Consider the following 21,872-nt stretch of genomic DNA (forward strand, 5'->3'; position numbering starts at 1 on the left):
CCCAGTCACAAGGAACAGACCGTGCCCCGTTTTTCTCCGAACCTTGAAAACACACTCCACAGGGCACTGCATGAGGCGAACGAGCGTGCCCATGAATATGCAACGCTCGAACATCTCCTGCTTGCCCTGATCGACGATGGCGACGCGCTTGCTGTGCTGCGCGCCTGCGATGTGGATATCGATGTCCTGCGCGACCAGATCGTGACCTATCTGGACGAGGAACTGGATAGCCTGCGCGTTGAAGGCAGCTCGGTTGAAGCCACACCCACCGCTGGGTTCCAGCGTGTAGTGCAACGCGCCCTCCTGCATGTGCAGTCGTCAGGGCGCGAGGAAATCACGGGTGCCAATCTCCTCGTGGCCCTTTTCTCGGAACGCGAAAGCCACGCCGTTTACTTCCTGCAAAGCCAGGATATGACCCGCCTTGATGCCGTCAGCTATATCAGCCACGGCATCGCCAAAGTGCCGGGCTATAGCGAGCCGCGCGCGGTGCGCGGTGCGGATGAGGAAGACAGCGAGGAAGAAGCGACCTCGAAAGAGACCGAACAGCCCGCTGGCGGCGAGAAGAAAGCCGACACCGCGCTTAACGCCTATTGCGTGAACCTGAATGCCAAGGCGAAGGCCGGCAAGGTCGATCCGCTCATCGGCCGTGACGCCGAGCTGGAGCGCGCGATCCAGATCCTTTGCCGCCGTTCGAAAAACAACCCGCTCTTTGTCGGTGATCCCGGCGTTGGCAAAACGGCGATTGCCGAGGGCCTCGCCCGCAATATCGTCTCGGGTGATGTGCCGGACGTGCTGAAGGGCGCCACCATTTTCGCGCTCGATATGGGCGCACTGCTGGCCGGCACGCGCTATCGCGGTGACTTTGAAGAACGCCTGAAGTCGGTCGTCAAGGAGCTTGAAAATTACGACGGCGCGGTGCTGTTTATCGATGAAATCCATACGGTGATCGGCGCTGGTGCCACCTCGGGCGGGGCGATGGATGCCTCGAACCTCCTCAAGCCCGCGCTTGCCTCCGGCTCGATCCGCTGCATGGGGTCGACGACCTACAAGGAATTCCGCAGCCATTTCGAGAAAGACCGCGCACTGCTGCGCCGGTTCCAGAAGATCGATGTGAATGAGCCGACCGTGGCGGATTCGGTGAAAATCCTGACGGGCCTGAAGCCCTATTTCGAGGAACATCACCACGTTCGCTACACGGCGGACGCGATCAAGACGGCGGTGGAGCTTGCCGACCGTTACATCACCGACCGCAAGCTGCCGGACAAGGCCATCGATGTGATCGACGAAAGCGGTGCGGCACAGATGCTGCTCGCGCCTTCGAAGCGCAAGAAGACCATCGGCGTGAAAGAGATCGAGGCTGTGGTGGCCAAGATCGCCCGCATCCCGCCGAAAAGCGTTTCGCGCGACGAGACCCGCGTCATGTCCACGCTCGAAGCTGACCTCAAGCGGGTCGTGTTCGGGCAGGACCCGGCGATCAGCGCGCTTACTACCGCGATCAAACTGTCGCGGGCCGGCCTGCGCGCGCAGAACAAGCCGATTGGCTCCTATCTCTTCTCCGGCCCCACGGGGGTCGGGAAAACCGAGGTTGCCCGCCAGCTCGCTAACCTTCTGGGTGTTGAGCTGCACCGGTTCGACATGTCGGAATATATGGAACGTCACTCGATCTCGCGGCTCATCGGTGCCCCGCCGGGCTATGTGGGCTTCGATCAGGGCGGCCTGTTGACCGATGCCGTCGACCAGCATCCGCACTGTGTGTTGCTCCTGGACGAGATCGAGAAGGCGCACCCTGATCTCTTCAACGTGCTTCTGCAGGTGATGGATAACGGGACGCTGACCGACCATAACGGCAAGAAGGTCGATTTCCGCAACGTGGTGCTGATCATGACCACCAACGCGGGTGCAGCGGACATGGCGAAAAGTGCCATCGGTTTCGGCCGCGAAACGAACGAGAGCGCGGCAGAGGATGCCGTTAAGCAGATGTTCAGCCCCGAGTTCCGCAACCGACTGGATGCCATCGTGCCCTTCGATTATCTGCCGCCGGCGGTGGTTTCCCGTGTGGTCGAGAAATTCGTGCTGGAGCTTGAGCTGCAGCTGGCCGAACGCAACGTGGAAATCTCGCTCAATGACGAGGCCAAGGAATGGCTCGCCGACAAGGGCTATGACCGCCTGTATGGCGCGCGGCCGCTGGCGCGCCTCATTCAGGAAGAGATCAAGAAGCCGCTGGCCGATGAACTTCTCTTCGGCAAGCTCGCCAAGGGCGGCGAAGTGGTGGTGAAGATGGCAGGCGGCAAACCTGTTTTCGAGGTCACCCCGCATGCCCCGAAAGCGCCGAGCCCGTCGAAAGCCAAGAAGGGGCGGGCCGTCGCCAAGCGCAAGACGCCGAAGCCGCCCGTGCCGGTGAAATAGGCTTAAACTCCGCTGCCGACCACCTGATCAACCCTTTTTGAAGGGCAGGTGGTCGCGCAGGCTTTCCCCCATTTCAGCAACCTCGCGGCGTTCCATGCGCAGGAACCGGGCGACCGCTTTGCGGAAGCTGTCGTTCGGGATCGCATGTGCGCTCAGGGTTTCGACCGGCTCGTAGCCGCGCGCCAGCTTGTGCGGGCCCTGGGCGCCGGCCTCCACGCGCTTCAGGCCGTGGGCGATGGCCCAGTCGATGGCCTGATAATAGCAGGTCTCGAAATGCAGGTTGGCGTGATCCTCCACGCAGCCCCAATAGCGGCCATAAAGCGTATCGTCGCCAATCAGATTGAGGGCACCTGCGATGGACATCCCGTCACGTTCGGCGAGGATCAGCAGGATGCGGTCTGCCATCGCCTTGCCGATCAGGCTGAAGAAAGCCCGGTTCAGATAGGGCTGCCCCCATTTGCGGTTGCCGGTGTCGATATAGAAATCGAAGAAGGCATCCCAGTGCGCCTCGGTGATCTCATGGCCTTTCAGGTGCCGGAAGCTGATGCCGGCTTCCGTCACGCTCCGGCGTTCCTTCCTGATCTGCTTGCGTTTCGAGGAAGAAAGCACAACGAGGAAGTTGTCGAAGCCCTCATAGCCCTTGTTGAACCAGTGGAACTGCTGGTCCGCGCGGATCAGGTAGCCGGCGGCTTCAAAGATCGCCCGCTCATCCGGTTCGATGAAGGTTGCGTGCAGCGAAGAGAGGCCGTTTGCGGCGGTGATGTCGGCTGCCGCCTTGGCGAGCGCCGTCTTCAAGGCAGCGGTTGGCGCCAGCAGGCGGGGGCCGGTGACCGGCGTGAAAGGCACCGCTGACTGCAGCTTCGGATAATAGCGCCCGCCCGCACGCTCATAGGCGTCTGCCCAGCCATGGTCGAACACATATTCGCCGTAGGAATGGCTTTTGGCATAAAGCGGCATGGCGGCCACGAGCGCGCCGGTGTCGTCAGCGAGCGTCAGGTGTGTTGCCTGCCAGCCGGTGCCGGGGCCAACCGAGCCGGACTTTTCGAGGGACGCCAGAAAAGCGTGGGAGACGAAGGGGTTGGTATTGCCGGCGAGGGCATCCCATGCGGCGGCGTCAATCTCGAGGATGCTGGAAACAAGCTGCGGCGAAAGGCGCGTGTCGTCTGGCATGTCAGCCGGTCACCGCGGGGGATTCGAAAATCGGCGCGTCCGCATGCTGGGCCGCCACCTTTTCCTGATGGGCGGTCCGCACGGTCCATGTGGCGACGAGCCCGCCTTTCGCGCGCCAGTCATGGATGATCTTGTTGGGCAGCAGGTTCACATCCACCGCCAGAAAATCAGGCTGTGTGCGCTTCAGCCAATAGGGAATCAGGAGCCGGGCACGCATGCGCGACAGCGTCTCCTTGCCCATGATGATACCGCGCGGGAGGAGCGGCAGATGATGGCGGCACCAGTCGGTCACGTAGGGATTGAAGGACATGATCGCGACAGGGCCATGATAGCCATGCAAGGCCTCGCGCACGGCGGCCATCAGCTTCGGTACCTTGGTGTCCTTCTCGGTCTTCACTTCGATATAGAGCGCGACATTCGATCCGATGGCATGCAGCACATCGGCCAGAAGTGGCATCGGAAGACCGCTGGCGCCTACTGGCAAGGCTTTTAGATCAGCGTAGGGCACTTCCTTCACGAGGCCGACCCCGGCGGTCAGCCGGTCGAGCGTCTTGTCGTGGAAAACAACAACCTGCCCGTCGGCGGAAAGCCGTACATCGATCTCGATGGCAAAGCCTTGCGCGACGGCGGCTTCCACGGCGGGCAGGGTGTTTTCCACCCGCACGCTGTCCCTCGCATGCAGCCCGCGGTGTGCGACCGGGGATTTGGCAAGCCAGGGAAAGGTGCGGGTTTCTGTCATCAGGCGATCTCGATCAGCGCGTCGATCTCGACCGGGACATTGAGCGGCAGAGCATTGGTGCCAACAGCCGAACGGCTGTGGCGACCCTTGTCGCCGAACACATCAACCATCAGGTCGCTGGCGGCGTTCACCACCTTCGGCTGGTCACCGTAGCCATCGATGCAATTGACGAAGGCGCCAAGCTTGACGACGCGAACAACGCGGTCGAGGTCACCACCCGTGGCCGCTTTCATCTGGGCAATCAGGTTGAGTGCGCACTGGCGGGCAGCGGCACAGGCGTCTTCGAAGCTCACGTCGGCGCCGACCTTGCCGGTATAGGCGATCTTGCCGTCACGTACCGGAATCTGGCCGGAAATGCTGACGAGATTGCCGCTCACCACGAAAGGCACATAGTTGGCAACGGGGGCGACGGGCGTCGGCAGTTCGATCCCGAGTTCCTTGAGGCGGGCGTCGATGGTCATGGGTCTTGTCTCCGGAAATAGCGATAGGACCACCCTTATACAGGGCGGTCCTAGCCGGCGACAAGGGGCGCAAGCGCCCGATCACGGGATTATTCAGCGGCGGCTTCGAAGGCCTGTTTGCGCACCAGCTTGTCGCGGTACATGGCCTGGTCGGCATGGTCGATCAGCCGGGCGGGGTCGGTGGCGCCGTTGAAGCTCATCACACCGATGGAGCAATGCACGGGGATTGCGATCCCGGCAAAGCTGACGGTGGAGGCATTGATCATCTGCTGGACCGTGCGGATGCGTTTCTCGCCCTCAACCGCGTCACAGCGGGTGAGCACGATGGCAAATTCGTCCCCGGCAAGGCGGGCCACCACGTCGGTGGTGCGCGTCAGTTTCACCAGCATCTGGGCGACGTGGCGAAGTACGGCATCACCGGCCAGATGGCCGTGGCGGTCGTTGATGCCCTTGAAGCCGTCAAGATCGATAAAGCCGAGGACGCCTTCGTCATTATGACGGGCGGCGGCGGCCATCACGTCGCCAAGGCGGGTTTTCAGGCCGCGGCGGTTGGGGATGCCGGTCAGGTCATCGGTCGAGGAGAGCTGCTCGAGATAGGCAATCCGCTCCGCCTGTACCGACATGCGCTGTTCGGCGGCGGCGGCGTAGCTCAGAACCTCGCTCACCAGTTGCCAGCCGTTGCTGTCAAACTTGATCTGGGCGTCTGACGCCGTCTGGATCAGGCGACCGGCCAGCTGGCTGACATAGGGATTGATATCCATCTTGGGCTCTTTGCGGGCACGATGATGCGTCATGACGAACTCCTTACCGGTTTTGTCGACTGCATCTCACCATGCAAACGGAGTGCCACAATGATTGGCATTTAGTTTATTGAAATATATCGGTTATTTCGACTTCTTGTCAGGGTTGTTTGCGGCATTTTTTGCCGGAAGGGTGCGGCCTTTGCCGATGGCATCGCGCCCGAATTTGGCCCTGAGCGCATCAAGGGCACGTTCAGTTGTGGCGCGTTTGGTGCGGCCGGGGTCGATAAGATCCGGCTGGTCGGCCTCGACCGGCGGGCGGAACTGCGATCCGCCGATGCCGATCAGCCGGTAGGGCGTGCCGTCCGCCAGCGGCTTCAGCATGTCGCGGCCCACTTCAAACAGGGTTTCGGCAAGCTGGGTAGGCGCATCGAGCGTGCGGGAGCGGGTGACCGTCCGGTGCATGCTGGTTTTCAGCTTCAGCGTGATGGTGAGGGCGGCGAGGTTCTTCTTTTTCAGGCCTTCGGATGTGCGCTCGGCCTGCCGCCACAGATGATCTTCAAGGGCTTCGAAATCCGCCAGATCGCGGTCCAGCGTGATCTCGGACGATACGCTTTTCACCGGCTGATCGGCGGAGACACGGCGGCGGTCCTCGCCGCGTGCCAGATGATAAAGGCGCGATCCCATATCGCCGTAGCGGCGCACCAGCCGGCTTTCGTCCATCCCCTGCAACTGGCTGATCATGGTCAGCCCGTCCTTTTGCAGTTTGGCGGCCATCTGCGCACCGACCCCATAGATGCGACTAATGGGGAGGGCTGCGAGGATGGTTTTCGCGTCGCTTTCGCCGATCACGGTGAAGCCGCGCGGCTTTTGCATGTCGGAGGCGAGCTTCGCGAGGAATTTGTTGGGGGCAAGGCCCACGGAAATCGTGATGCCGATTTCGCGTTCGATTTCGGCAGCTAGGCGCGCAAGCATCACGGCGGGCGGTGCGCCGTGCAGGCGCTCGGTACCGGAAAGGTCCATGAAAGCTTCGTCGATGGAGACAGGCTCCACAAGCGGTGTCAGGCGCGCCATCATGGCACGGACCTGCAGCCCCACTTCCTTGTATTTCCGCATATCGGGCATCAGGACGACGGCGTCAGGGCACAATTTCCGCGCCTGATACATCGGCATCGCCGACCGCACGCCTGACAGCCGGGCGATATAGCAGGCGGTGGAAACCACCCCCCGCCCGCCGGTGCCGCCGATGATCAGGGGCTTGTCCTTCAGCCCCGGGTCATCGCGCTTTTCGATGGTCGCATAGAATGCGTCGCAGTCCATATGGGCGATGGTCAGGCCGACAAGTTCGGCGTGTCCCACGGTGCGTCGGCTGTCGCAAACCGGGCAGGGGGCGGGGCCAGGCATGGCCTCGAACCGGTGAAAGCCATCGCGGCAAAGGAAAGGTACGGGGGTCATGGCCGCACGTGGATATCCTCGGCCAGCTTGCGGATATGATCGTGCGCTGCTGCCCAGTCGTCGATCCGGGTGTGAGCATCGGGCGCCGGTGGCAGAAGGGCAGCAAGGCGCGGGTCGGCCACCATATGGAGGCGGTGTGTGGCGGGCGCATGGCGGGCGACGGAGGCGTGATGTGGCGGCAGGTCATCCACAAACACGGCAGGGGCACTGCGGCCCGCCGTGAGCGTTGCCACAAACTCGCCCTTGCCGCCTTTCGAGGCAATCACGGGGTAGGGCATGCCGTGCCCGGCGAGATTCTCAGCGCGGGCTTCACGCTGGGGCGCCGGCACGTTTGAAAGCACCACGATCTGCCAGTCGGCACTGAGGGACGCGAGCGCCTCGGCCGCCCCCTTCACCGGCTCGATATGGCGGGTGCGGGCGGCGAAGAAGGATGAGAGAAGCTCGCGGACATGCTCGGGCGCCACTATCCCGCCGTGGCGGTCGTAAACATTGCCGGTGATCGCAAAGCTCGTGAGCCGCAGTTCATAGCCTTCACTGAGGAGATAGACTTCGAGCGCTTCCATGAAACGCAACAAAACCTCGTCCGCGTCCAGGATGAGGAGCGGCTTTGCGGGATTGAGGCTTGCGGCAATGGCCTCGGCGCTTGTCACCATTCCACCCCTTTGCCGCCGCCGAGTGCGCGCCATGCGGCAACCACATCTTCGGGCTTCCTGTCAACTGAGGCAGCGAACTCGACGAGATCGGGCTCGAAGTCGATGAGGAAGCCAAGCACGCTCGCCTGCATATCGGCCTCGGAAAGCCCGGCGCGCAGGGCATCGGCATCCAGCCCGGTGATCGCGAAAAAGCGGTCCCTGAGGGCGTCTTCCGCCACGATATGCGCGACCGCCTGCAGGGCCATGGTTTCGGCTTCGATCGTCTGAATGGGCATAGGGACTCCTGCGACGCGTCGGGGCTTGGATTCGGCTTTCATAATAGGAGAGGGGCGGGCAGTTTAAAAGTCATCAGCAATGTGCTGATAAGCTTGTCTTTTGACAGAAAGCGAGCCTATTATTCCAAACAGATAGGCTCGTAGCTGGTTTGAGCAGAAGCCAAAGTCCAGGGGGTGGTATGGAGAAGAAGATCCTGATCGTCGAAGATAACGAGCTTAATATGAAGCTCTTCTGCGACCTTCTCGAAGCCCACAACTACAAGGTTATCCAGACCCGGGATGGGATGGCGGCGCTTGATCTGGCCCGCGAACACAATCCCGATCTGATCCTCATGGACATTCAGTTGCCCGAGGTTTCCGGCCTTGAAGTCACAAAATGGCTAAAGGAAGACGAAGACCTGCGAAAAATCCCCGTTGTCGCCGTGACGGCCTTTGCCATGAAGGGTGACGAGGAAAAAATCCGCGAAGGCGGATGTGAAGCCTATATCGCCAAGCCGATTTCGGTCGGCCACTTTCTTGAAACCGTCAAGCAGTTTGCCGGGTAGTAATCGATGACAGCCCGTGTTTTGGTGGTGGACGATGTGCCACCCAACGTCAAGCTTTTGGAAGCGAAGCTGACGAGCGAGTATTTTGATGTTCTGACGGCTTTCAGTGGTCCCGAAGCGCTGGATGTGATCTCGCGCGAACATCCCGATATCATCCTTCTTGATGTCATGATGCCCGGCATGGACGGGTTCGAGGTATGCCGCCGCATCAAGGCGGACGCTGCGACCTCGCACATCCCTGTGGTGATGGTGACTGCCCTTGACCAGCCTTCCGACCGTGTGGCGGGGCTTGAGGCGGGCGCTGACGACTTCCTGACGAAGCCTGTGCAGGATCTGGCCCTTTTCGCCCGCGTCAAATCGCTGGTGCGCCTGAAGGTCATGATGGACGAGCTCCGGAACCGCGAGGCAACGGGCACCACGCTCGGCTGGGAAGGTGATCTGGACGATCCGATTGCCAACGAGCTGCCTGACAATGCCGCCATCCTTGTGGTGGACGAACAGGAACGCGTGATGGAGCGTATTGCCCGCGCGCTTGAAGGGGTCGGGGACGTCACCTTCATGACGGGCGGCGACGATGTAGCCGAGCGTGCCCGCGAGAAATCGTTCGACCTGATCATCGTTTCGCTCACCATGAAATCGACGGACGGCCTGCGGGTCTGCTCCAAGCTTCGCTCGTTCGAGGAAACGCGCCACGTGCCGATTCTTGTGATGGTCGACGATGGCAATGCCAAATTCCTCGTCCGCGCCCTTGAGATGGGCGTGAACGACTATGTGGTGCGCCCCGTCGACCGGATGGAGTTTCTGGCGCGGGTGAAGACCCAGCTGAAGCGCAAGCGCTATGCCGACAAGCTGTGGGAAAACTTCCATGTGTCGATGCAGCTTGCCACCACCGACGCGGTGACCGGGCTTTATAACCGTCACTATCTGACGACCCACATGGAAACCCAGCTGCAGACGGCGCAGAAGCGCGGCAAGCCGCTATCCGTGATGATTCTCGATATCGACTTCTTCAAGAAGGTCAACGATACCTACGGCCATGCCGCGGGCGACCTTGTGCTGAAGGAATTTGCGAATCGCATCGCCCGCAATATCCGCGGGGTGGACCTTGCGGCCCGTTACGGCGGCGAGGAATTCGTAGTGATGATGCCCGATACGCCGCTTGACTGGGCGCATATGATTGCGGACCGGTTGCGCCAGGAAGTGGCGGAGCAGTTTTTCGATATCGGCTCCAGCGACGGTCCGATCAATGTGACCGTGTCGATCGGCGTGGCCGTGGCCGGCGAAAGCGCGACCCCTGCCGAGCTTCTGGACGCCGCCGACAAGGCGCTTTATGCCGCCAAGGAAGGCGGGCGTAACCGCGTGGTGCTGGCGCCGACCGTCTGATTCCGGCGGGAAAAGACAAAAGAAAAAGGGCTGTGAAACTCACAGCCCTTTTTCGTATCACCTGCGGTGAAAGCCAGATTACTTGATCTTGGCTTCCTTGAACTCAACATGCTTACGGACGACCGGGTCGTACTTCCGAAGGACCATCTTTTCCGTCATGGTGCGCGGGTTTTTCTTGGTCACATAGAAGTAGCCGGTGTCAGCAGTGCTGAGCAGCTTGATCTTGATGCTGGACGGCTTTGCCATCGGTCTTACTCCGAGAATTCCGTTAACGAGATCGCCAGTTGGCGACCGGTTCGACGGCGCAACATACTGTCAGGGGGCGATAAGTCAAGCGCAGATTGGCCATTCTGGCGGGAAAAATCCGCCCGATGGATCAATTACCCGAAAACGCTAATGGATGAGTAACTAATCCTGTGCCAAAAGAGGGGCACACAATTTGCGACGGGGCCCAGAATGATTACCGAAAACGAGCTGCTGCAGGAACTGAGAACCGAAGCGATTGATACGGTTGAAGACCGTCTCGCCGGCCTTTCGGAGACCTTGCAGCGCTTTGGCGACAGCAATCTGAAATCGCGGGATATCCTGGCCACGGTCAAGCTTGAGGTCCATTCGCTGAAAACGGTGGCGGCCAGCTTCGACATGAAGGCTCTGAAGGCGGTTTGCCACCGCTGCGAAGATTATATCTTCAACCTTTCGGATCTGGCCCCGCAGGCGATTGTCGATATCCAGACATTTGCCGACCGCATGTCGGAATGCCTCGATGCCTTCGTCCATAACCGCGACGTCGATATCTCGCAACTGGTGCGCAAGCTGCCAGCCAAACGGGCAAGCTTTGAAGTTGGCGATGTGACCGTCACTGACATGGAAGTGATGCTGGTGATGGAGCCGGGCACGGCGAACAAGATCGTCACCCGCGAGCTTCTGGAATGTGGCTACCGCATGGTCAACGTGGCCTCCACGATGGATGCCATCCAGTTGATCCCCTCGATGCGGCCGGATCTTGTGATCGTCTCGCGCGTGATGCCGGAGCTTTCGGGCGTCGATCTTGCCTGCGCGCTACGCTCCATGCCCTCCACCCGGGCGATCCCGGTGGCGCTTCTGGCGTCTATCGAGCGCAACGACCCGCACCTTGCCGACCTGCCGAAAGACGTGCCGGTGCTGCGCAAGGGTACCAATTTCTCGAACGATGTCGCCGACGTCTTCGTGAAGCTCGGGATTCTCTAAAAAGCTTTAAGGCCGCCGACGCTTCCGGCGCGGCGGATGCTCTGTCTTCTCGCGCGGGCTTGTCGATTGCGGGCCACCGCCACGTTTCGGGCTGCGGCGCCCCTTGCTCGCCATCCGGCGGGCTTTGGGGCCAGCCGCACCCGGATGCCGTTCACCGGCCATCTCAAGCCGCAGGCCGCCCGTGAAGGGATTGGCCTCCAGAAGCTTCACTTCCACCCGGTCACCTAAGCGGAATGTCTCGCCCGTGCGCTCGCCGATCAGCGAATGGTGGGTTTCGTCGTGCCGGTAGAAATCGGCCCCGAGCTGCGAAATGGGGATGAGCCCGTCGCCGCATGAAGGCTCCAGCAGCACAAACAGCCCGAACTTGTTCACGCCCGTGATGCGGCCCTCGAAATAGTCGCCGATACGGTCGCCGAGGTAAGCGGCGATATAGCGTGCGGTCGAATCGCGTTCGGCGGCCATGGCGCGGCGTTCGGTGGAGCTGATATGTTCGCCCACCATCGTCATTTCCTCGATCTCGCCTTCGGTGAGACCGTCCTTGCCAAGCTTCAGCGCGCGGATCAGGCCGCGGTGCACCACAAGGTCGGAATAGCGGCGAATGGGGCTCGTGAAGTGGGCGTAGCGCTGCAGCGCGAGGCCGAAGTGGCCGAGATTGTCAGGGCTATAGTAAGCCTGTGTCTGGCTTCGCAGCACCACTTCATTGACCATGGTTTCGACCGGCGTGCCCGAAACCTTTTTCAGAAGGCCATTGAAGAGCCGCGGCATCATCACCTGACCCTTCGGGGTCGGCAGGTCAAGCGTGCGGAGGAAATCAGAAAGCGCCTCGATCTTGTCGAAGGCGGGTTCCTCGTGCACGCGGTACATGGCAGGCACCCGGTGCTTCTCCAGCTCCTCGGCGGCGGCCACGTTCGCCATGATCATGAATTCCTCGACCACACGGTGCGTATCCAGCCGCTCACGCACATTGATGCGGGCAACGTGGCCGTTCTCACCGAGCTCAATCTTGCGTTCGGGCATGTCGAGGTCCAGCGGCTCGCGCTTTGCCCGCGCCATCATGATGGCCTTCCAGGCGCTGTGGAGCGGCTTCAGGACGCTATCGAGGAGCGGGGCGGTGGTTTCGTCCGTAATGCCATCAAGCGCGGCCTGTGCCTGCGCATAATGGATATTGGCCGCCGACCGCATCAGCCCGCGAACGAACTTGTGGCGGATCTTGTTGCCCTCGGCATCGAACCACATGTGAACCGCAAGGCAGGCACGCTCCACGCCCGGCATCAGGCTGCAGAGGTCAGCCGACAATTCCTCGGGCAGCATCGGCACGACGCGGTCAGGGAAGTAGCAGCTGTTGCCGCGCTTCTTGGCTTCCACATCGAGCGCACTGTCGGGCGTCACATAATGAGCAACGTCGGCGATGGCGACGATGGTATGCCAGCCCCCCTTGTTCTGAGCGTCCGTGTCGGCTTCGGCCCAGATAGCATCGTCATGGTCGCGTGCGTCAGCGGGGTCGATGGTGATAAGCGGAATATCGCGCAGGTCCGTGCGGTCACCCAGCACCACGGGCTTGGCGGCTTTCGCGGCCTTGATCACATCGGCCGGGAAAACATGCGGGATATCATAGGCATGGATGGCAATAAGGCTGATCGACCGGGCGTCGGAAACGTCGCCCAGTCGTTCGGTCACGCGCGCCATGCGGGGTCCGAGCCGCTCGCGGCCCTTGCGGACCGGCATGGCCACCACAAGTTCGCCTTCGATGGCATTGCCGGTGTCGCCAGCGGCGACCAGATAGTCGTCGCGGTTCTTCTTGTCGATCGGATGGATGCGACCGCCATTTTCGCCGCCATGGAACACACCCATGATGCTGGCGGGTGCATTCGGCAATATCTTCAGGACTTCGGCCTGATAGCGGGTCTCACCGCGCCGTACTTCGCGCAGGCGCACCAGTGCGCGGTCGCCGGGGCCCATGGCCGGGCCCTTGTGGCGTTTGCCCATGGCGAGCGCGATTTTGGGCGGTGCGCCTTCGCCTTCCCAGTTCACCGGTTTCACGAAGGCTTCGCCCTCGCGGTCGAGCCCGGCGAATTCAACAACCTGGACGGAAGGCAGGCGGTCAGACGGGCGCAGGGATTTGGAGAAATCCTTGGCGATCAGGCCGTCGTCTGTCATCTCGCGGAGAAGCTTTTTCAGCTGGACCTTGTCGGGGCCCTTCACATCGAAGGCGCGGGCGATGTCGCGCTTGGTGACACGACCTTCGAAGCCCTTGATGAAATCGAGGACGGCTTCGCGGCTGGGCATGCCCTCGATCTCGTTTTTCTTGGCCAAGTCAGGTTCCTTTCAGGCTTGGCGGGGGAGGGGCATCTTACCCGGCTTTTGCGGTCTTGGCTTTCGCCTTCGCAGGAGCCTTTTTCTTGGCGGCGGGTTTCTTGCCGCCTTTCGATGCCTTGGCGGCAAGCCATTCGACCGCTTGCTCCATCGTAACCGACTGCGGATCGGTGCCTTTGGGGAGGGTGGCGTTCGTCTTGCCGTGATTGACATAGGGGCCGTAGCGGCCATCCAGCACTTTCACGCTTTCGCCGTCCGTCGGATGGGCGCCAAGGTCCTTCAGGGTTGTCTTGGCAGCACCGCCCTTGCGGTCCGGCGTGTCGGCGAGAAGGGCGACAGCGCGGTTGAGGCCAACTGCGAAAACTTCCTCCGTGGAGCCGAGCTTCGCATATTTGCCGTCATGCGCCAGATAGGGGCCATAGCGACCGATGGATGCTGTGATCGGCTGACCGCTTTCCGGATGCATGCCCACTTCGCGCGGCAGCGACAGCAGCGCAAGCGCCTTTTCAAGGTCAACCGCGTCAGGCTTCATATCCTTGGGGATCGAAGCACGCGGCGGCTTGGTGCCCTTGGCGCCTTCGCCGATCTGCAGGTAAGGCCCGAAACGACCGTTCCTGAGCGTTACGGCCTCACCCGATTTCGGATCGGTGCCAAGCTCGACCACACCGTCGCCAACTTCTTCGGATGCTGCGCCATTGTCGTTGGCGCCGAAGGGGCGGGTATAGCTGCATTCGGGGTAGCGCGAGCAGCCGACAAACGCACCGTAGCGCGACAGGCGCAGGCCAAGCCGGCCTTCATTGCACACCGGGCAAACGCGCGGGTCGTGGCCTTCGTCCTTCGCCGGGAACAGAAGCGGCGCCAGATATTCATCCAACGCATCGATCACCACCGCGGTGCGAACACCGATGATTTCTTCGGTCTTGGGTTTGAAGTCGGTCCAGAATTCCTTCAGGACCTTTTTCCAGTCCAGCTCACCGGCCGAAATGTCATCCAGCTGTTCTTCAAGCTTCGCGGTGAAATCATATTCCACATAGCGCGGGAAGAATTTCTCGAGGAAGGCGGTCACAAGCCGGCCCTTGTCCTCGGGGATGAAGCGGTTCCTGTCCATCGTCACATATTCGCGCTCGCGCAGAACGGTGAGGATGGAGGCATAGGTGGACGGGCGGCCGATGCCGAGCTCTTCCAGCTTCTTCACGAGGCTTGCTTCGGAATAGCGCGGCGGTGCTTCGGTGAAATGCTGGTTGGCGTTGACCCCGTTCAGTTTCAGCGCTTCGCCGTCGGCGAGCTTCGGCAGGCGGTTGCTGTCTTCATCGTCATCGCTGGCGCTGTCGTCGCGGCCTTCCTGATAGACATTCAGGAAGCCGTCGAACTGCACAACGGTGCCGGTGGCCCGCAGCTCAACCGACTTGTCGCCATTGAAGATGGTGACCGTGGTGCGCTCCACACGTGCGCTTTCCATCTGGCTCGAAACCGTACGGCGCCAGATCAGCTCGTAAAGCTTGCGCTCGTCATCATCCAGCGCATGGGCGATATCGGCCGGGCGGCGCATCACATCCGTCGGGCGGATGGCTTCGTGCGCTTCCTGGGCGTTCTTCGCTTTGGTTTTATACATGCGGGGCGCATCCGGCAGATAATCCTTGCCGTAGCGGTCGCCGATAAGGTTGCGGACCGAGTTCAGCGCTTCCTGCGCGATGGTGACACCATCCGTACGCATATAGGTGATAAGGCCGGTAACCTCGCCGCCGATCGACTTGCCCTCATACAGCGCCTGCGCGGTTCGCATCGTCTTGTTCGCCGGGAAGCCGAGCTTGCGGGCGGCTTCCTGCTGCAGGGTCGAGGTGGTGAAGGGCGGCTGCGGGTGGCGCTGGGCGGGCTTGCGCTCCACGCTTTCCACTTTCAGGCCGCCAGCCTTCACGCGCGCTTCAGCGGCACGGGCGAGCTGTTCGTTTTTCAGGTCCAGCTTCTTCAGCTTCTCACCGTCGAGCGCGAAGAGGCGGGCATTGAAGCCATCGCCGGCGCCGTTCGCGAGGGCGGCTTCGATGGACCAGTATTCTTCGGCGACGAATCGCTCGATTTCCGATTCGCGTTCGCACACAAGGCGTAGCGCCACGGATTGCACACGGCCAGCCGAACGTGCACCGGGCAGCTTGCGCCACAGAACCGGCGACAGGGTGAAGCCGACGAGATAATCCAGCGCGCGACGGGCGAGATAGGCGTTGACCAGTTCTTCATCCAGGTCGCGCGGGTGCGCCATCGCCTTCAGGATCGCCGATTTGGTGATCTCGTTGAAGACGACGCGTTTGACTTCCTTGCCCTTCAGGGCGCGCTTGCCGGCCAGAACTTCAAGGACGTGCCAGCTGATCGCTTCCCCTTCACGGTCGGGGTCAGTCGCCAGATAAAGGCGATCGGCATCCTTCACAGCCTTGGCGATATCACTGAGACGCTTGTTGGACGCGGCATCGACTTCCCAGTTCATGGCGAAATCGTCATCGGGTTTTACCGAGCCGTCTTTCGCCGGCAGGTCGCGCACGTGGCCGAAGCTCGCCAGAACTGTGTAGTCCTTGCCAAGGTACTTGTTGATGGTTTTCGCCTTGGCGGGCGATTCGACAATGACGACATTCATGAAATCGGCTTCTCCGGCTCGTTCTGGGCGGGAATCACTTAAAATACGGGGCCCCTTGTCTCACCTAGTTGGAAGTCGCCCAGAATGCAACGGCCTTTGTAAACCGAAGGCCAAAGGACATTCAGGCCAGAAGGGCGACACGCCCGCCCGGATAGCGCACCACAAGCCCGCCAAGCTCGAGTTCCAGCACAAGGGCTGCCACTTCTCCAGCCGGCAGGCCAGACAGACGGATCAGGTCATCCATCGCGGTGGGCGAGGGGGAGAGAAGCCCCTTCACTTTTTCGCGGGCTGCGGTGTTTGTCTCCGGCACTTTGGGCGGCGCATGATCGAAAAGCGGCAGGCCGGACGGATCGCGGAGCGCGCGGCTGCGCAGGCTTTCGATCTCGTTCAATACGTCAGTAGCCGTCTCGACAAGGATCGCGCCTTCACGCAGCAACTGGTTGGCGCCGCCGGCGCGCGGATCGAGCGGCGAGCCGGGCACCGCGAAAACCTCGCGGCCCTGTTCGCCCGCCAGCCGCGCGGTGATAAGCGACCCCGAGCGAAGAGCGGCTTCCACGACGAGCACGCCAAGCGACAGGCCACTGATCAGCCGGTTGCGGCGCGGGAAGTGCCGAGCTTGCGGTTCGGTGCCGAGCGGCATTTCGGAAACCAGAAGGCCTTCCTCGCCGATCTTTTCCTGCAGGGCCGCATTCTCGCGGGGGTAGGTGATATCCAGCCCGCCGGCGAGGCAGGCGATGGTGCCACCCTTGAGGGATGCGGCATGGGCGGCGGCATCGATCCCGCGGGCAAGGCCCGAGGCAACAACGAGCCCGGCACCGCCAAGGCCCGCCGCGATCATCTGGGCGATCTTCAATCCGGCGGCACTGGCGTTCCTTGTGCCGACGATGCCGATGGCATCGCGCGCCAGAAGGCTTGCCTGCCCCTTCGCAAACAGCACGGGCGGGGCGTCTTCCGTGGCAGCGAGGAGGGCGGGGTAGGCGCTATCCCCCAGAAACAGCGGAAAGGCGCCGAAGCGGGCGAGGGCGGAGAGTTCCTTTTCGGCCTCGGCTTTTGTCGGGATACGTAGCGGCCCCTTGCGACCGCCTTTGGCGGCAAGACCCGGCACTGCATCAAGGGCCGCCTCGGCGCTGCCGAAGCGGGCGATCAGGTGCCGCCAGGTGATGGGGCCGATACTGTCGGTGCGGATGAGGCGCAGCCGGGCGAGACATTCGCTTTCCGCGAGAGGCGCGGTTTGCCCGCCGGTGTGGAAGCTGCCATGCATGCGCCGACTGTGCCGGAGCAGCGGCCTCTAATCAACCGAAAGCTCGGTTATTCGCCTTCCGGTTTTTCCGGTGCTGCTTCGGATTTCTTGCCGATACGGCTTTCGGTGCCTTTGATGAGCCGTCCGATATTATCCTTGTGGCGAATGAAGATGACGATGGTCATCACCAGAATGAAAGGCCACAGGAGAACCTTGTCGCTCGGGAACAGATAAGCAGAAAGGAGGGGCGCTGCGACCGCTGCCACAAGGGCGGCGAGCGAGCTGTAGCGGGTGATGGCCGCTACAACGACCCAGATGAGCGCAGTCGCCCCCATCGTGGCCGGCGAAATGGCGAGAAGCGTACCGAAGAAGGTGGCCACGCCCTTGCCGCCCTTGAAGCCGAGATAGATGGGGAAGCAATGCCCCATGAAGGCAACGGCACCTGCAAGCGGCGCGATGCCCGGCTCCACCAGCCACGCTGTCAGGCCGACTGCTATGGCGCCTTTACCGGCATCCAGAAGGAGCGTCAGGAGCGCGAGATCCTTGCGGCCGGTGCGCAGAACGTTGGTGGCGCCGATATTGCCCGAGCCGATGGCTCGGATATCGCCAAGGCCCGCCAGATGCGTGATCACCAGCCCAAAGGGCACCGAGCCCAGCATATAGGCGAAGATCAGGATGAAATCGGCGGCAACCCCCATCATGAAGGCTCTCCCGTATAAACCGGCTTGCCGGCCACAATAGTGCGCCACACGCGGCCTTGCACCGGCAAAGTATCAAAGGGTGTGTTACGGGCTTTCGAGAGGAAAGCGCTGCGATCAACCCGCCACGGCTTGGCCGGGTCGAAGATCACGAAATCGGCGTTGGCACCGACATTGAGCGTGCCGGACGACAGGCCCAGAAGTTTCGCAGGCGTGAAGGTCATCGCCTTCAGCACGGTCATCAGGTCAAGGCTGCCGGCATGGACGGGGGCAAGGGCGAGCGGCAACAGCGTCTCGAAAGCGCTGATCCCGGCGGAAGCCTGCGCGAAAGGCAGACGCTTCACATCCTCGCTGCGCGGATCATGGTCGGAGACGATCACATCGATGGTGCCATCCTTGATCCCATCGATCAGGGCCTTGCGGTCCTCTTCGGTGCGGAGCGGCGGGCTGACCTTCGCGAAGGTGCGATAGCCTTCCACCGCATTCTCGTTGAGATGCAGATAATGGGGCGCGGTTGCCGCCGTTACCCGGGCGCCGCGCTTTTTGGCGGCGCGCACGGCCTCGACCCCGGCAGCGGACGAGATAAGTGCGAAATGCAGGCGGCTGTCGGTCATTTCGGCAAGCCGCGCGTCACGCTCGATCTGGATCACTTCGGCTTCAACCGGCACGCCGGCAAGGCCAAGCCGGGTCGCGACTTCGCCTTCGTGGGCGACACCACTGGCGGCGAGCGAGCCTTCTTCCGGGAATTGGACGATCAGCGCCCCGAAATAGTTGGCATATTCCAGCAGCCGGCGAAGCACCTGCGCGTTCGCGATGGCGCGGCGGCAATCGGTGAAGGCAACGGCACCGGCTTCCTGCATCTGGCCGATCTCGGCAATTTCCTCGCCGTGCATGCCTTTGGTGGCGGCACCCATGGGGTAAACCCGCACGCTTGAATAGTCCTTGGCGCGGCGGCGGATGCGCTCGACCGGGGCATCGGTATCGATGACGGTCGTCTGGTCGGGCTGCAGCACCACGGTGGTGATCCCGCCGGCGGCAGCGGCGTCGGTATCCACCTGATGGGCGCGCATGTCGACAAGGCCCGGCGCCAGCACGCGGCCCTTGCAATCAACAATGTGGGAGGCACCGGTCGTGGTGGCAGCAGCGCCGACCGCGAGGATGCGGCCGTCTTCAACCGTCAGGGTGCCGATTTCATCAAGGCCCGATGCCGGGTCCATCAGGCGGGCGTTCGTGTAGGCCGTGATGCTCATGCCTCGCCTCCTTCGCGCAGGTTGCGGGTCAGGATATCAAGGCAGGCCATCCGCACGGCGACGCCCATTTCCACCTGTTCCTCGATGGCGGAGCGGTCGAAATCGTCGGCCACATCGGAGGCAATTTCCACACCCCGGTTCATCGGGCCGGGGTGCATCACAAGCACATCGTCCTTGGCGACGGCGAGCTTGTCACGGGTCAGGCCCCAGAACTGGTAATATTCGCGCAAGGAGGGCAGGAAGCCGCCCTGCATGCGTTCCTGCTGCAGGCGCAGCATCATCACCACGTCGGCGTCCTTCAGGCCTTCATCCATGCGGGTGTAAACCTCGACCCCCAGCCGGTCGACATCCTTCGGCAGCAGCGTCGGCGGTGCCACCAGCCGGACGCGGGCGCCCATGGCCGTGAGGAGATAGATGTTCGAACGTGCCACGCGGCTGTGGGTGATATCGCCCGAAATCGCGATGATCTGGCCGTGCAGCTTACCCTTGCGGCGGCGGATGGTGAGGGCGTCGAGCAGCGCCTGGGTCGGATGCTCGCTCCGCCCGTCGCCCGCGTTGATCACGGCACAGCTCATTTTCTCGGACAGAAGCTTCACAGCACCCGAGTCCGCGTGGCGCATCACCAGCACATCGGGGTGCATGGCATTGAGCGTGGCGGCAGTATCAAGGAGCGTTTCACCCTTTTTGATCGAGCTCGTACCCGTCGACATCGAGATCGTATCCATGCCAAGGCGCTTGCCGGCAATCTCGAAGCTCATCAGCGTACGGGTGGAGTTCTCGAAAAAGAGGTTGATCTGCGTCAGGCCTGCGCAAATCGGGGTCGTCTTCTGGGCTCGCCGGTTCTGGTCAACATAGCGGTCGGCGGTATCCAAGAGGTGCTGGATCGTGGTGGGGTCCAGCCCCCAGGTGCCGAGAAGATGTTTGTGCGGAAAGGCGATTCCCGACGGCGGCGCAATCTCTGCGCGGACATACGGGTCATGATCGGACGACTTTGTGCTCATGAAAGTGGCCTTATAGGGCTAAATGACTGGAGCGACAAGGGGCTGCCTCAAAACGCATCGAGCGCGCCTTGCAGGATATAGGCGGCTGCCATCTTGTCGATCACTTCCTTGCGCCGCGCGCGGCTCGAATCCGCGTCCAGCAGCGTGCGTTCAACGGCAGCAGTCGAAAGGCGTTCGTCCCACAGCGTCTGCGGCAGGTCGATGACGCCCGAGAGGTTCTCGCAGAAGGATTTGGTGGACTGGCAGCGTGGGCCTTCCGACCCGTCCATATTGACCGGCCAACCGATGACGAAACCGCCCACCTTTTGCTCTGCCACGATGGCGGCAAGGCGCGCCGCATCGTTCCGGAACTTGGTGCGCACGATGGTTTCCATCGGCGTCGCGATGGTCAATGTGGTGTCGGATAGTGCCACGCCGATCGTTTTGGAGCCGACGTCAAGGCCGACGAGCCGGTATCCGCGCTGGATACCGGCCTTCAGGTCGCGCAAGGGGACAAGCCTGCTCATTCCGCTGCAGCACCTGCGGGTGCCCATGCACGGGCGCGGGCCTCGGCGTTGGCACGCAGGTTCATATAGAAGAGGTTGATGTCATAGACGTGGAAATTCTCGCCCGGCCATTTGTATTCCAGCCACTCGGGCGTTGTCGGAATATCGGTAAGGTACAGAATGCCGTCCTGGCACTGGGTGCCGGTGAAATTGCGGATCGGCTTGCCAAGCGGTGCGTCGGTCAGGTCCATCACCACGGCACCCATGTTGGTGGAGCGGGTGTCGTTGCCGCCGATCTTCCAGTCTTCGGGGTTGGTGCACAGCATATTGGTACCGGCAAGCGGTTCGCCGTTCAGGCCGCGGGCATTATCGAACCATGCCTTGATGCCGGACGGATCACCGCCGAGCGCATAGCTTTGCCACGAAACCACGCAGCCGGTATCGGTCGCGCTGTCGCAAGCCTCCACGCCGTTGATGGCACCGATATCGCCTTCAATGCTGACCGGCCAGCCGATCACATAGGCGGCGGCCAGCATCGGGGTCAGTTCGGTGCCGTCGAACCGGTCCTTCAGGAGATGCAGCACATGCACCGCGCCCTGGCTGTGGCCGGCAAGGATGATCGGGCGGCTGGCATCGCGCCCGGCCACAAAGGCATCGAAGGCCGCAAGGACATCGCTGTAGGCGAGGTCAAGCGCGCGGGCGCCGTTTTCACCCATGCCTTCCTCTTCCTCGAGGAAGGCGCCAAGGCCGGCCTGCCGGTATTTCGGCGCATAGATCGTGCCCGCCACATTGAAGGCGCTGGCCTGATGCTTGAACGAGAGGAGCGCGGTGTAGCGGTTGGTCTTTTCGTCATCAAGGGGCGCATTCCAGTGCGCACGGTTCAGATATGTCGTCGGATGCACGAAGAAGACGTCGGCAACCGGCGCCATCTTGTGGGTCATCACCCCTTCGGGCGTGTGGGCGCCGAGGGCGGGGTTTTCCGGGCTGATCCACCAGCTGTCCGTCTTGCTGTAGTCTGGCTGTTCGCTCGGGGCGTCTTCAGCGAAATCATGGCCGGGCACGAAGGCGAGGCGCATGGCGGTATCCTGGTTGGCGCCGAACCATGTCATGCCCGCCAGCACAACAAGCACGACAACCACGATACCGATCAGGAAATAGACAGCCGGATGACGGCGCGTTTCAGACATGGAATTCCCCCTTGGATTGGC

20 protein-coding genes are annotated in these 21,872 nt (G+C 62.0%); 4 read left to right on the plus strand and 16 right to left on the minus strand.

Annotated elements, in window-relative coordinates; genetic code table 11:
- The first annotated feature begins 21 nt into the window (after window positions 1–21).
- On the plus strand, window positions 22–2,406 hold the full coding sequence (gene clpA, locus PH603_RS07970) for an ATP-dependent Clp protease ATP-binding subunit ClpA (RefSeq protein WP_289505548.1): 2,385 nt from the start codon (window positions 22–24) through the stop codon (window positions 2,404–2,406).
- A gap of 27 nt (window positions 2,407–2,433) precedes the next feature.
- Here clpA and PH603_RS07975 read toward each other — a convergent pair whose 3' ends face one another.
- The 7 genes from PH603_RS07975 to PH603_RS08005 all read right to left on the minus strand — a co-directional run bounded on the left by PH603_RS07975 (window position 2,434) and on the right by PH603_RS08005 (window position 7,899).
- Window positions 2,434–3,576, minus strand: a complete 1,143-nt coding sequence (locus tag PH603_RS07975) for a GNAT family N-acetyltransferase (RefSeq protein ID WP_289505549.1) — start codon at window positions 3,574–3,576, stop codon at window positions 2,434–2,436.
- Between the two features lies 1 nt (window position 3,577).
- Window positions 3,578–4,315, minus strand: a complete 738-nt coding sequence (locus PH603_RS07980; RefSeq protein WP_289505550.1) for a glycerophosphodiester phosphodiesterase family protein — start codon at window positions 4,313–4,315, stop codon at window positions 3,578–3,580.
- Window positions 4,315–4,776: a RidA family protein gene (locus PH603_RS07985; protein ID WP_289505551.1), complete on the minus strand. Its 462-nt coding sequence runs from the start codon at window positions 4,774–4,776 to the stop codon at window positions 4,315–4,317. The genes PH603_RS07980 and PH603_RS07985 overlap by 1 nt, the downstream gene beginning before the upstream one ends.
- 89 nt (window positions 4,777–4,865) lie before the next feature.
- On the minus strand, window positions 4,866–5,570 hold the full coding sequence (locus PH603_RS07990) for a GGDEF domain-containing protein (RefSeq protein ID WP_289505552.1): 705 nt from the start codon (window positions 5,568–5,570) through the stop codon (window positions 4,866–4,868).
- A 90-nt stretch (window positions 5,571–5,660) separates the two neighbouring features.
- Window positions 5,661–6,971 carry a DNA polymerase IV gene (locus PH603_RS07995; RefSeq protein WP_289505553.1) on the minus strand — a complete coding sequence of 437 codons (1,311 nt, stop codon included), beginning with the start codon at window positions 6,969–6,971 and terminating at the stop codon, window positions 5,661–5,663.
- Window positions 6,968–7,624 carry a hypothetical protein gene (locus tag PH603_RS08000; RefSeq protein WP_289505554.1) on the minus strand — a complete coding sequence of 219 codons (657 nt, stop codon included), beginning with the start codon at window positions 7,622–7,624 and terminating at the stop codon, window positions 6,968–6,970. Before PH603_RS08000 ends, PH603_RS07995 begins: the two co-directional genes overlap by 4 nt.
- Window positions 7,618–7,899: a DUF3572 domain-containing protein gene (locus PH603_RS08005; protein WP_289505555.1), complete on the minus strand. Its 282-nt coding sequence runs from the start codon at window positions 7,897–7,899 to the stop codon at window positions 7,618–7,620. The genes PH603_RS08000 and PH603_RS08005 overlap by 7 nt, the downstream gene beginning before the upstream one ends.
- A gap of 179 nt (window positions 7,900–8,078) precedes the next feature.
- Here PH603_RS08005 and PH603_RS08010 point away from each other — a divergent pair, with 179 nt between their 5' ends.
- Complete coding sequence (locus PH603_RS08010) at window positions 8,079–8,444, plus strand: response regulator (protein WP_289505556.1); 366 nt, start codon at window positions 8,079–8,081, stop codon at window positions 8,442–8,444.
- A gap of 6 nt (window positions 8,445–8,450) precedes the next feature.
- Window positions 8,451–9,827, plus strand: a complete 1,377-nt coding sequence (locus PH603_RS08015; protein WP_289505557.1) for a PleD family two-component system response regulator — start codon at window positions 8,451–8,453, stop codon at window positions 9,825–9,827.
- Window positions 9,828–9,905: 78 nt separating this feature from the next.
- Here the strand turns inward: PH603_RS08015 and rpmG are convergent, their stop codons facing one another.
- A complete protein-coding gene (gene rpmG / locus PH603_RS08020) occupies window positions 9,906–10,073 on the minus strand; it encodes a 50S ribosomal protein L33 (RefSeq protein ID WP_289505558.1) in 168 nt (55 codons plus the stop codon).
- Between the two features lie 210 nt (window positions 10,074–10,283).
- Between rpmG and PH603_RS08025 the strand changes: the two genes are divergently transcribed.
- Complete coding sequence (locus tag PH603_RS08025) at window positions 10,284–11,054, plus strand: Hpt domain-containing protein (RefSeq protein ID WP_289505559.1); 771 nt, start codon at window positions 10,284–10,286, stop codon at window positions 11,052–11,054.
- Window positions 11,055–11,060: 6 nt separating this feature from the next.
- Here PH603_RS08025 and rnr read toward each other — a convergent pair whose 3' ends face one another.
- From rnr to PH603_RS08065, 8 genes are all read right to left on the minus strand, one after another.
- Window positions 11,061–13,367 (minus strand): ribonuclease R, encoded by a 2,307-nt coding sequence (gene rnr, locus PH603_RS08030; RefSeq protein WP_289505560.1) that lies wholly within the window; start codon window positions 13,365–13,367, stop codon window positions 11,061–11,063.
- A 37-nt stretch (window positions 13,368–13,404) separates the two neighbouring features.
- Window positions 13,405–15,990 carry a type I DNA topoisomerase gene (topA, locus tag PH603_RS08035; RefSeq protein ID WP_289505561.1) on the minus strand — a complete coding sequence of 862 codons (2,586 nt, stop codon included), beginning with the start codon at window positions 15,988–15,990 and terminating at the stop codon, window positions 13,405–13,407.
- A 121-nt stretch (window positions 15,991–16,111) separates the two neighbouring features.
- Window positions 16,112–17,251: a DNA-processing protein DprA gene (gene dprA / locus PH603_RS08040; RefSeq protein ID WP_289505562.1), complete on the minus strand. Its 1,140-nt coding sequence runs from the start codon at window positions 17,249–17,251 to the stop codon at window positions 16,112–16,114.
- Window positions 17,252–17,298: 47 nt separating this feature from the next.
- The gene (plsY, locus tag PH603_RS08045; protein WP_289505563.1) at window positions 17,299–17,931 is read right to left on the minus strand and encodes a glycerol-3-phosphate 1-O-acyltransferase PlsY; all 633 of its coding nucleotides are present in this window, start codon (window positions 17,929–17,931) and stop codon (window positions 17,299–17,301) included.
- Window positions 17,928–19,178, minus strand: coding sequence for a dihydroorotase (gene pyrC, locus PH603_RS08050; RefSeq protein ID WP_289505564.1), 1,251 nt, complete (start codon window positions 19,176–19,178; stop codon window positions 17,928–17,930). Before pyrC ends, plsY begins: the two co-directional genes overlap by 4 nt.
- Window positions 19,175–20,179, minus strand: coding sequence for an aspartate carbamoyltransferase catalytic subunit (locus PH603_RS08055; RefSeq protein WP_289505565.1), 1,005 nt, complete (start codon window positions 20,177–20,179; stop codon window positions 19,175–19,177). The genes pyrC and PH603_RS08055 overlap by 4 nt, the downstream gene beginning before the upstream one ends.
- 47 nt (window positions 20,180–20,226) lie before the next feature.
- Window positions 20,227–20,685, minus strand: a complete 459-nt coding sequence (gene ruvX, locus PH603_RS08060) for a Holliday junction resolvase RuvX (protein WP_289505566.1) — start codon at window positions 20,683–20,685, stop codon at window positions 20,227–20,229.
- Complete coding sequence (locus PH603_RS08065) at window positions 20,682–21,851, minus strand: DUF3089 domain-containing protein (RefSeq protein WP_289505567.1); 1,170 nt, start codon at window positions 21,849–21,851, stop codon at window positions 20,682–20,684. The genes ruvX and PH603_RS08065 overlap by 4 nt, the downstream gene beginning before the upstream one ends.
- Between the last annotated feature and the right edge of the window lie 21 nt (window positions 21,852–21,872).

This window comes from Gimibacter soli (assembly GCF_028463845.1).
Taxonomy (GTDB): Bacteria; Pseudomonadota; Alphaproteobacteria; order Sphingomonadales; family Kordiimonadaceae; genus Gimibacter; species Gimibacter soli.

Excerpts from the sequence above, each read along its gene's own strand:
- PH603_RS07980 (WP_289505550.1), bottom strand. The coding sequence starts at position 4,315 with ATGACAGAAACCCGCACCTTTCCCTGGCTTGCCAAATCCCCGGTCGCA.
- rpmG (WP_289505558.1), bottom strand. The coding sequence starts at position 10,073 with ATGGCAAAGCCGTCCAGCATCAAGATCAAGCTGCTCAGCACTGCTGAC.
- ruvX (WP_289505566.1), bottom strand. The coding sequence starts at position 20,685 with ATGAGCAGGCTTGTCCCCTTGCGCGACCTGAAGGCCGGTATCCAGCGC.
- plsY (WP_289505563.1), bottom strand. The coding sequence starts at position 17,931 with ATGATGGGGGTTGCCGCCGATTTCATCCTGATCTTCGCCTATATGCTG.
- PH603_RS08000 (WP_289505554.1), bottom strand. The coding sequence starts at position 7,624 with ATGGTGACAAGCGCCGAGGCCATTGCCGCAAGCCTCAATCCCGCAAAG.
- PH603_RS08055 (WP_289505565.1), bottom strand. The coding sequence starts at position 20,179 with ATGAGCACAAAGTCGTCCGATCATGACCCGTATGTCCGCGCAGAGATT.
- PH603_RS08065 (WP_289505567.1), bottom strand. The coding sequence starts at position 21,851 with ATGTCTGAAACGCGCCGTCATCCGGCTGTCTATTTCCTGATCGGTATC.
- pyrC (WP_289505564.1), bottom strand. The coding sequence starts at position 19,178 with ATGAGCATCACGGCCTACACGAACGCCCGCCTGATGGACCCGGCATCG.
- PH603_RS07995 (WP_289505553.1), bottom strand. The coding sequence starts at position 6,971 with ATGACCCCCGTACCTTTCCTTTGCCGCGATGGCTTTCACCGGTTCGAG.
- PH603_RS08010 (WP_289505556.1), top strand. The coding sequence starts at position 8,079 with ATGGAGAAGAAGATCCTGATCGTCGAAGATAACGAGCTTAATATGAAG.
- PH603_RS07985 (WP_289505551.1), bottom strand. The coding sequence starts at position 4,776 with ATGACCATCGACGCCCGCCTCAAGGAACTCGGGATCGAACTGCCGACG.
- PH603_RS08005 (WP_289505555.1), bottom strand. The coding sequence starts at position 7,899 with ATGCCCATTCAGACGATCGAAGCCGAAACCATGGCCCTGCAGGCGGTC.
- PH603_RS08015 (WP_289505557.1), top strand. The coding sequence starts at position 8,451 with ATGACAGCCCGTGTTTTGGTGGTGGACGATGTGCCACCCAACGTCAAG.
- PH603_RS07990 (WP_289505552.1), bottom strand. The coding sequence starts at position 5,570 with ATGACGCATCATCGTGCCCGCAAAGAGCCCAAGATGGATATCAATCCC.
- topA (WP_289505561.1), bottom strand. The coding sequence starts at position 15,990 with ATGAATGTCGTCATTGTCGAATCGCCCGCCAAGGCGAAAACCATCAAC.
- dprA (WP_289505562.1), bottom strand. The coding sequence starts at position 17,251 with ATGCATGGCAGCTTCCACACCGGCGGGCAAACCGCGCCTCTCGCGGAA.
- PH603_RS07975 (WP_289505549.1), bottom strand. The coding sequence starts at position 3,576 with ATGCCAGACGACACGCGCCTTTCGCCGCAGCTTGTTTCCAGCATCCTC.
- PH603_RS08025 (WP_289505559.1), top strand. The coding sequence starts at position 10,284 with ATGATTACCGAAAACGAGCTGCTGCAGGAACTGAGAACCGAAGCGATT.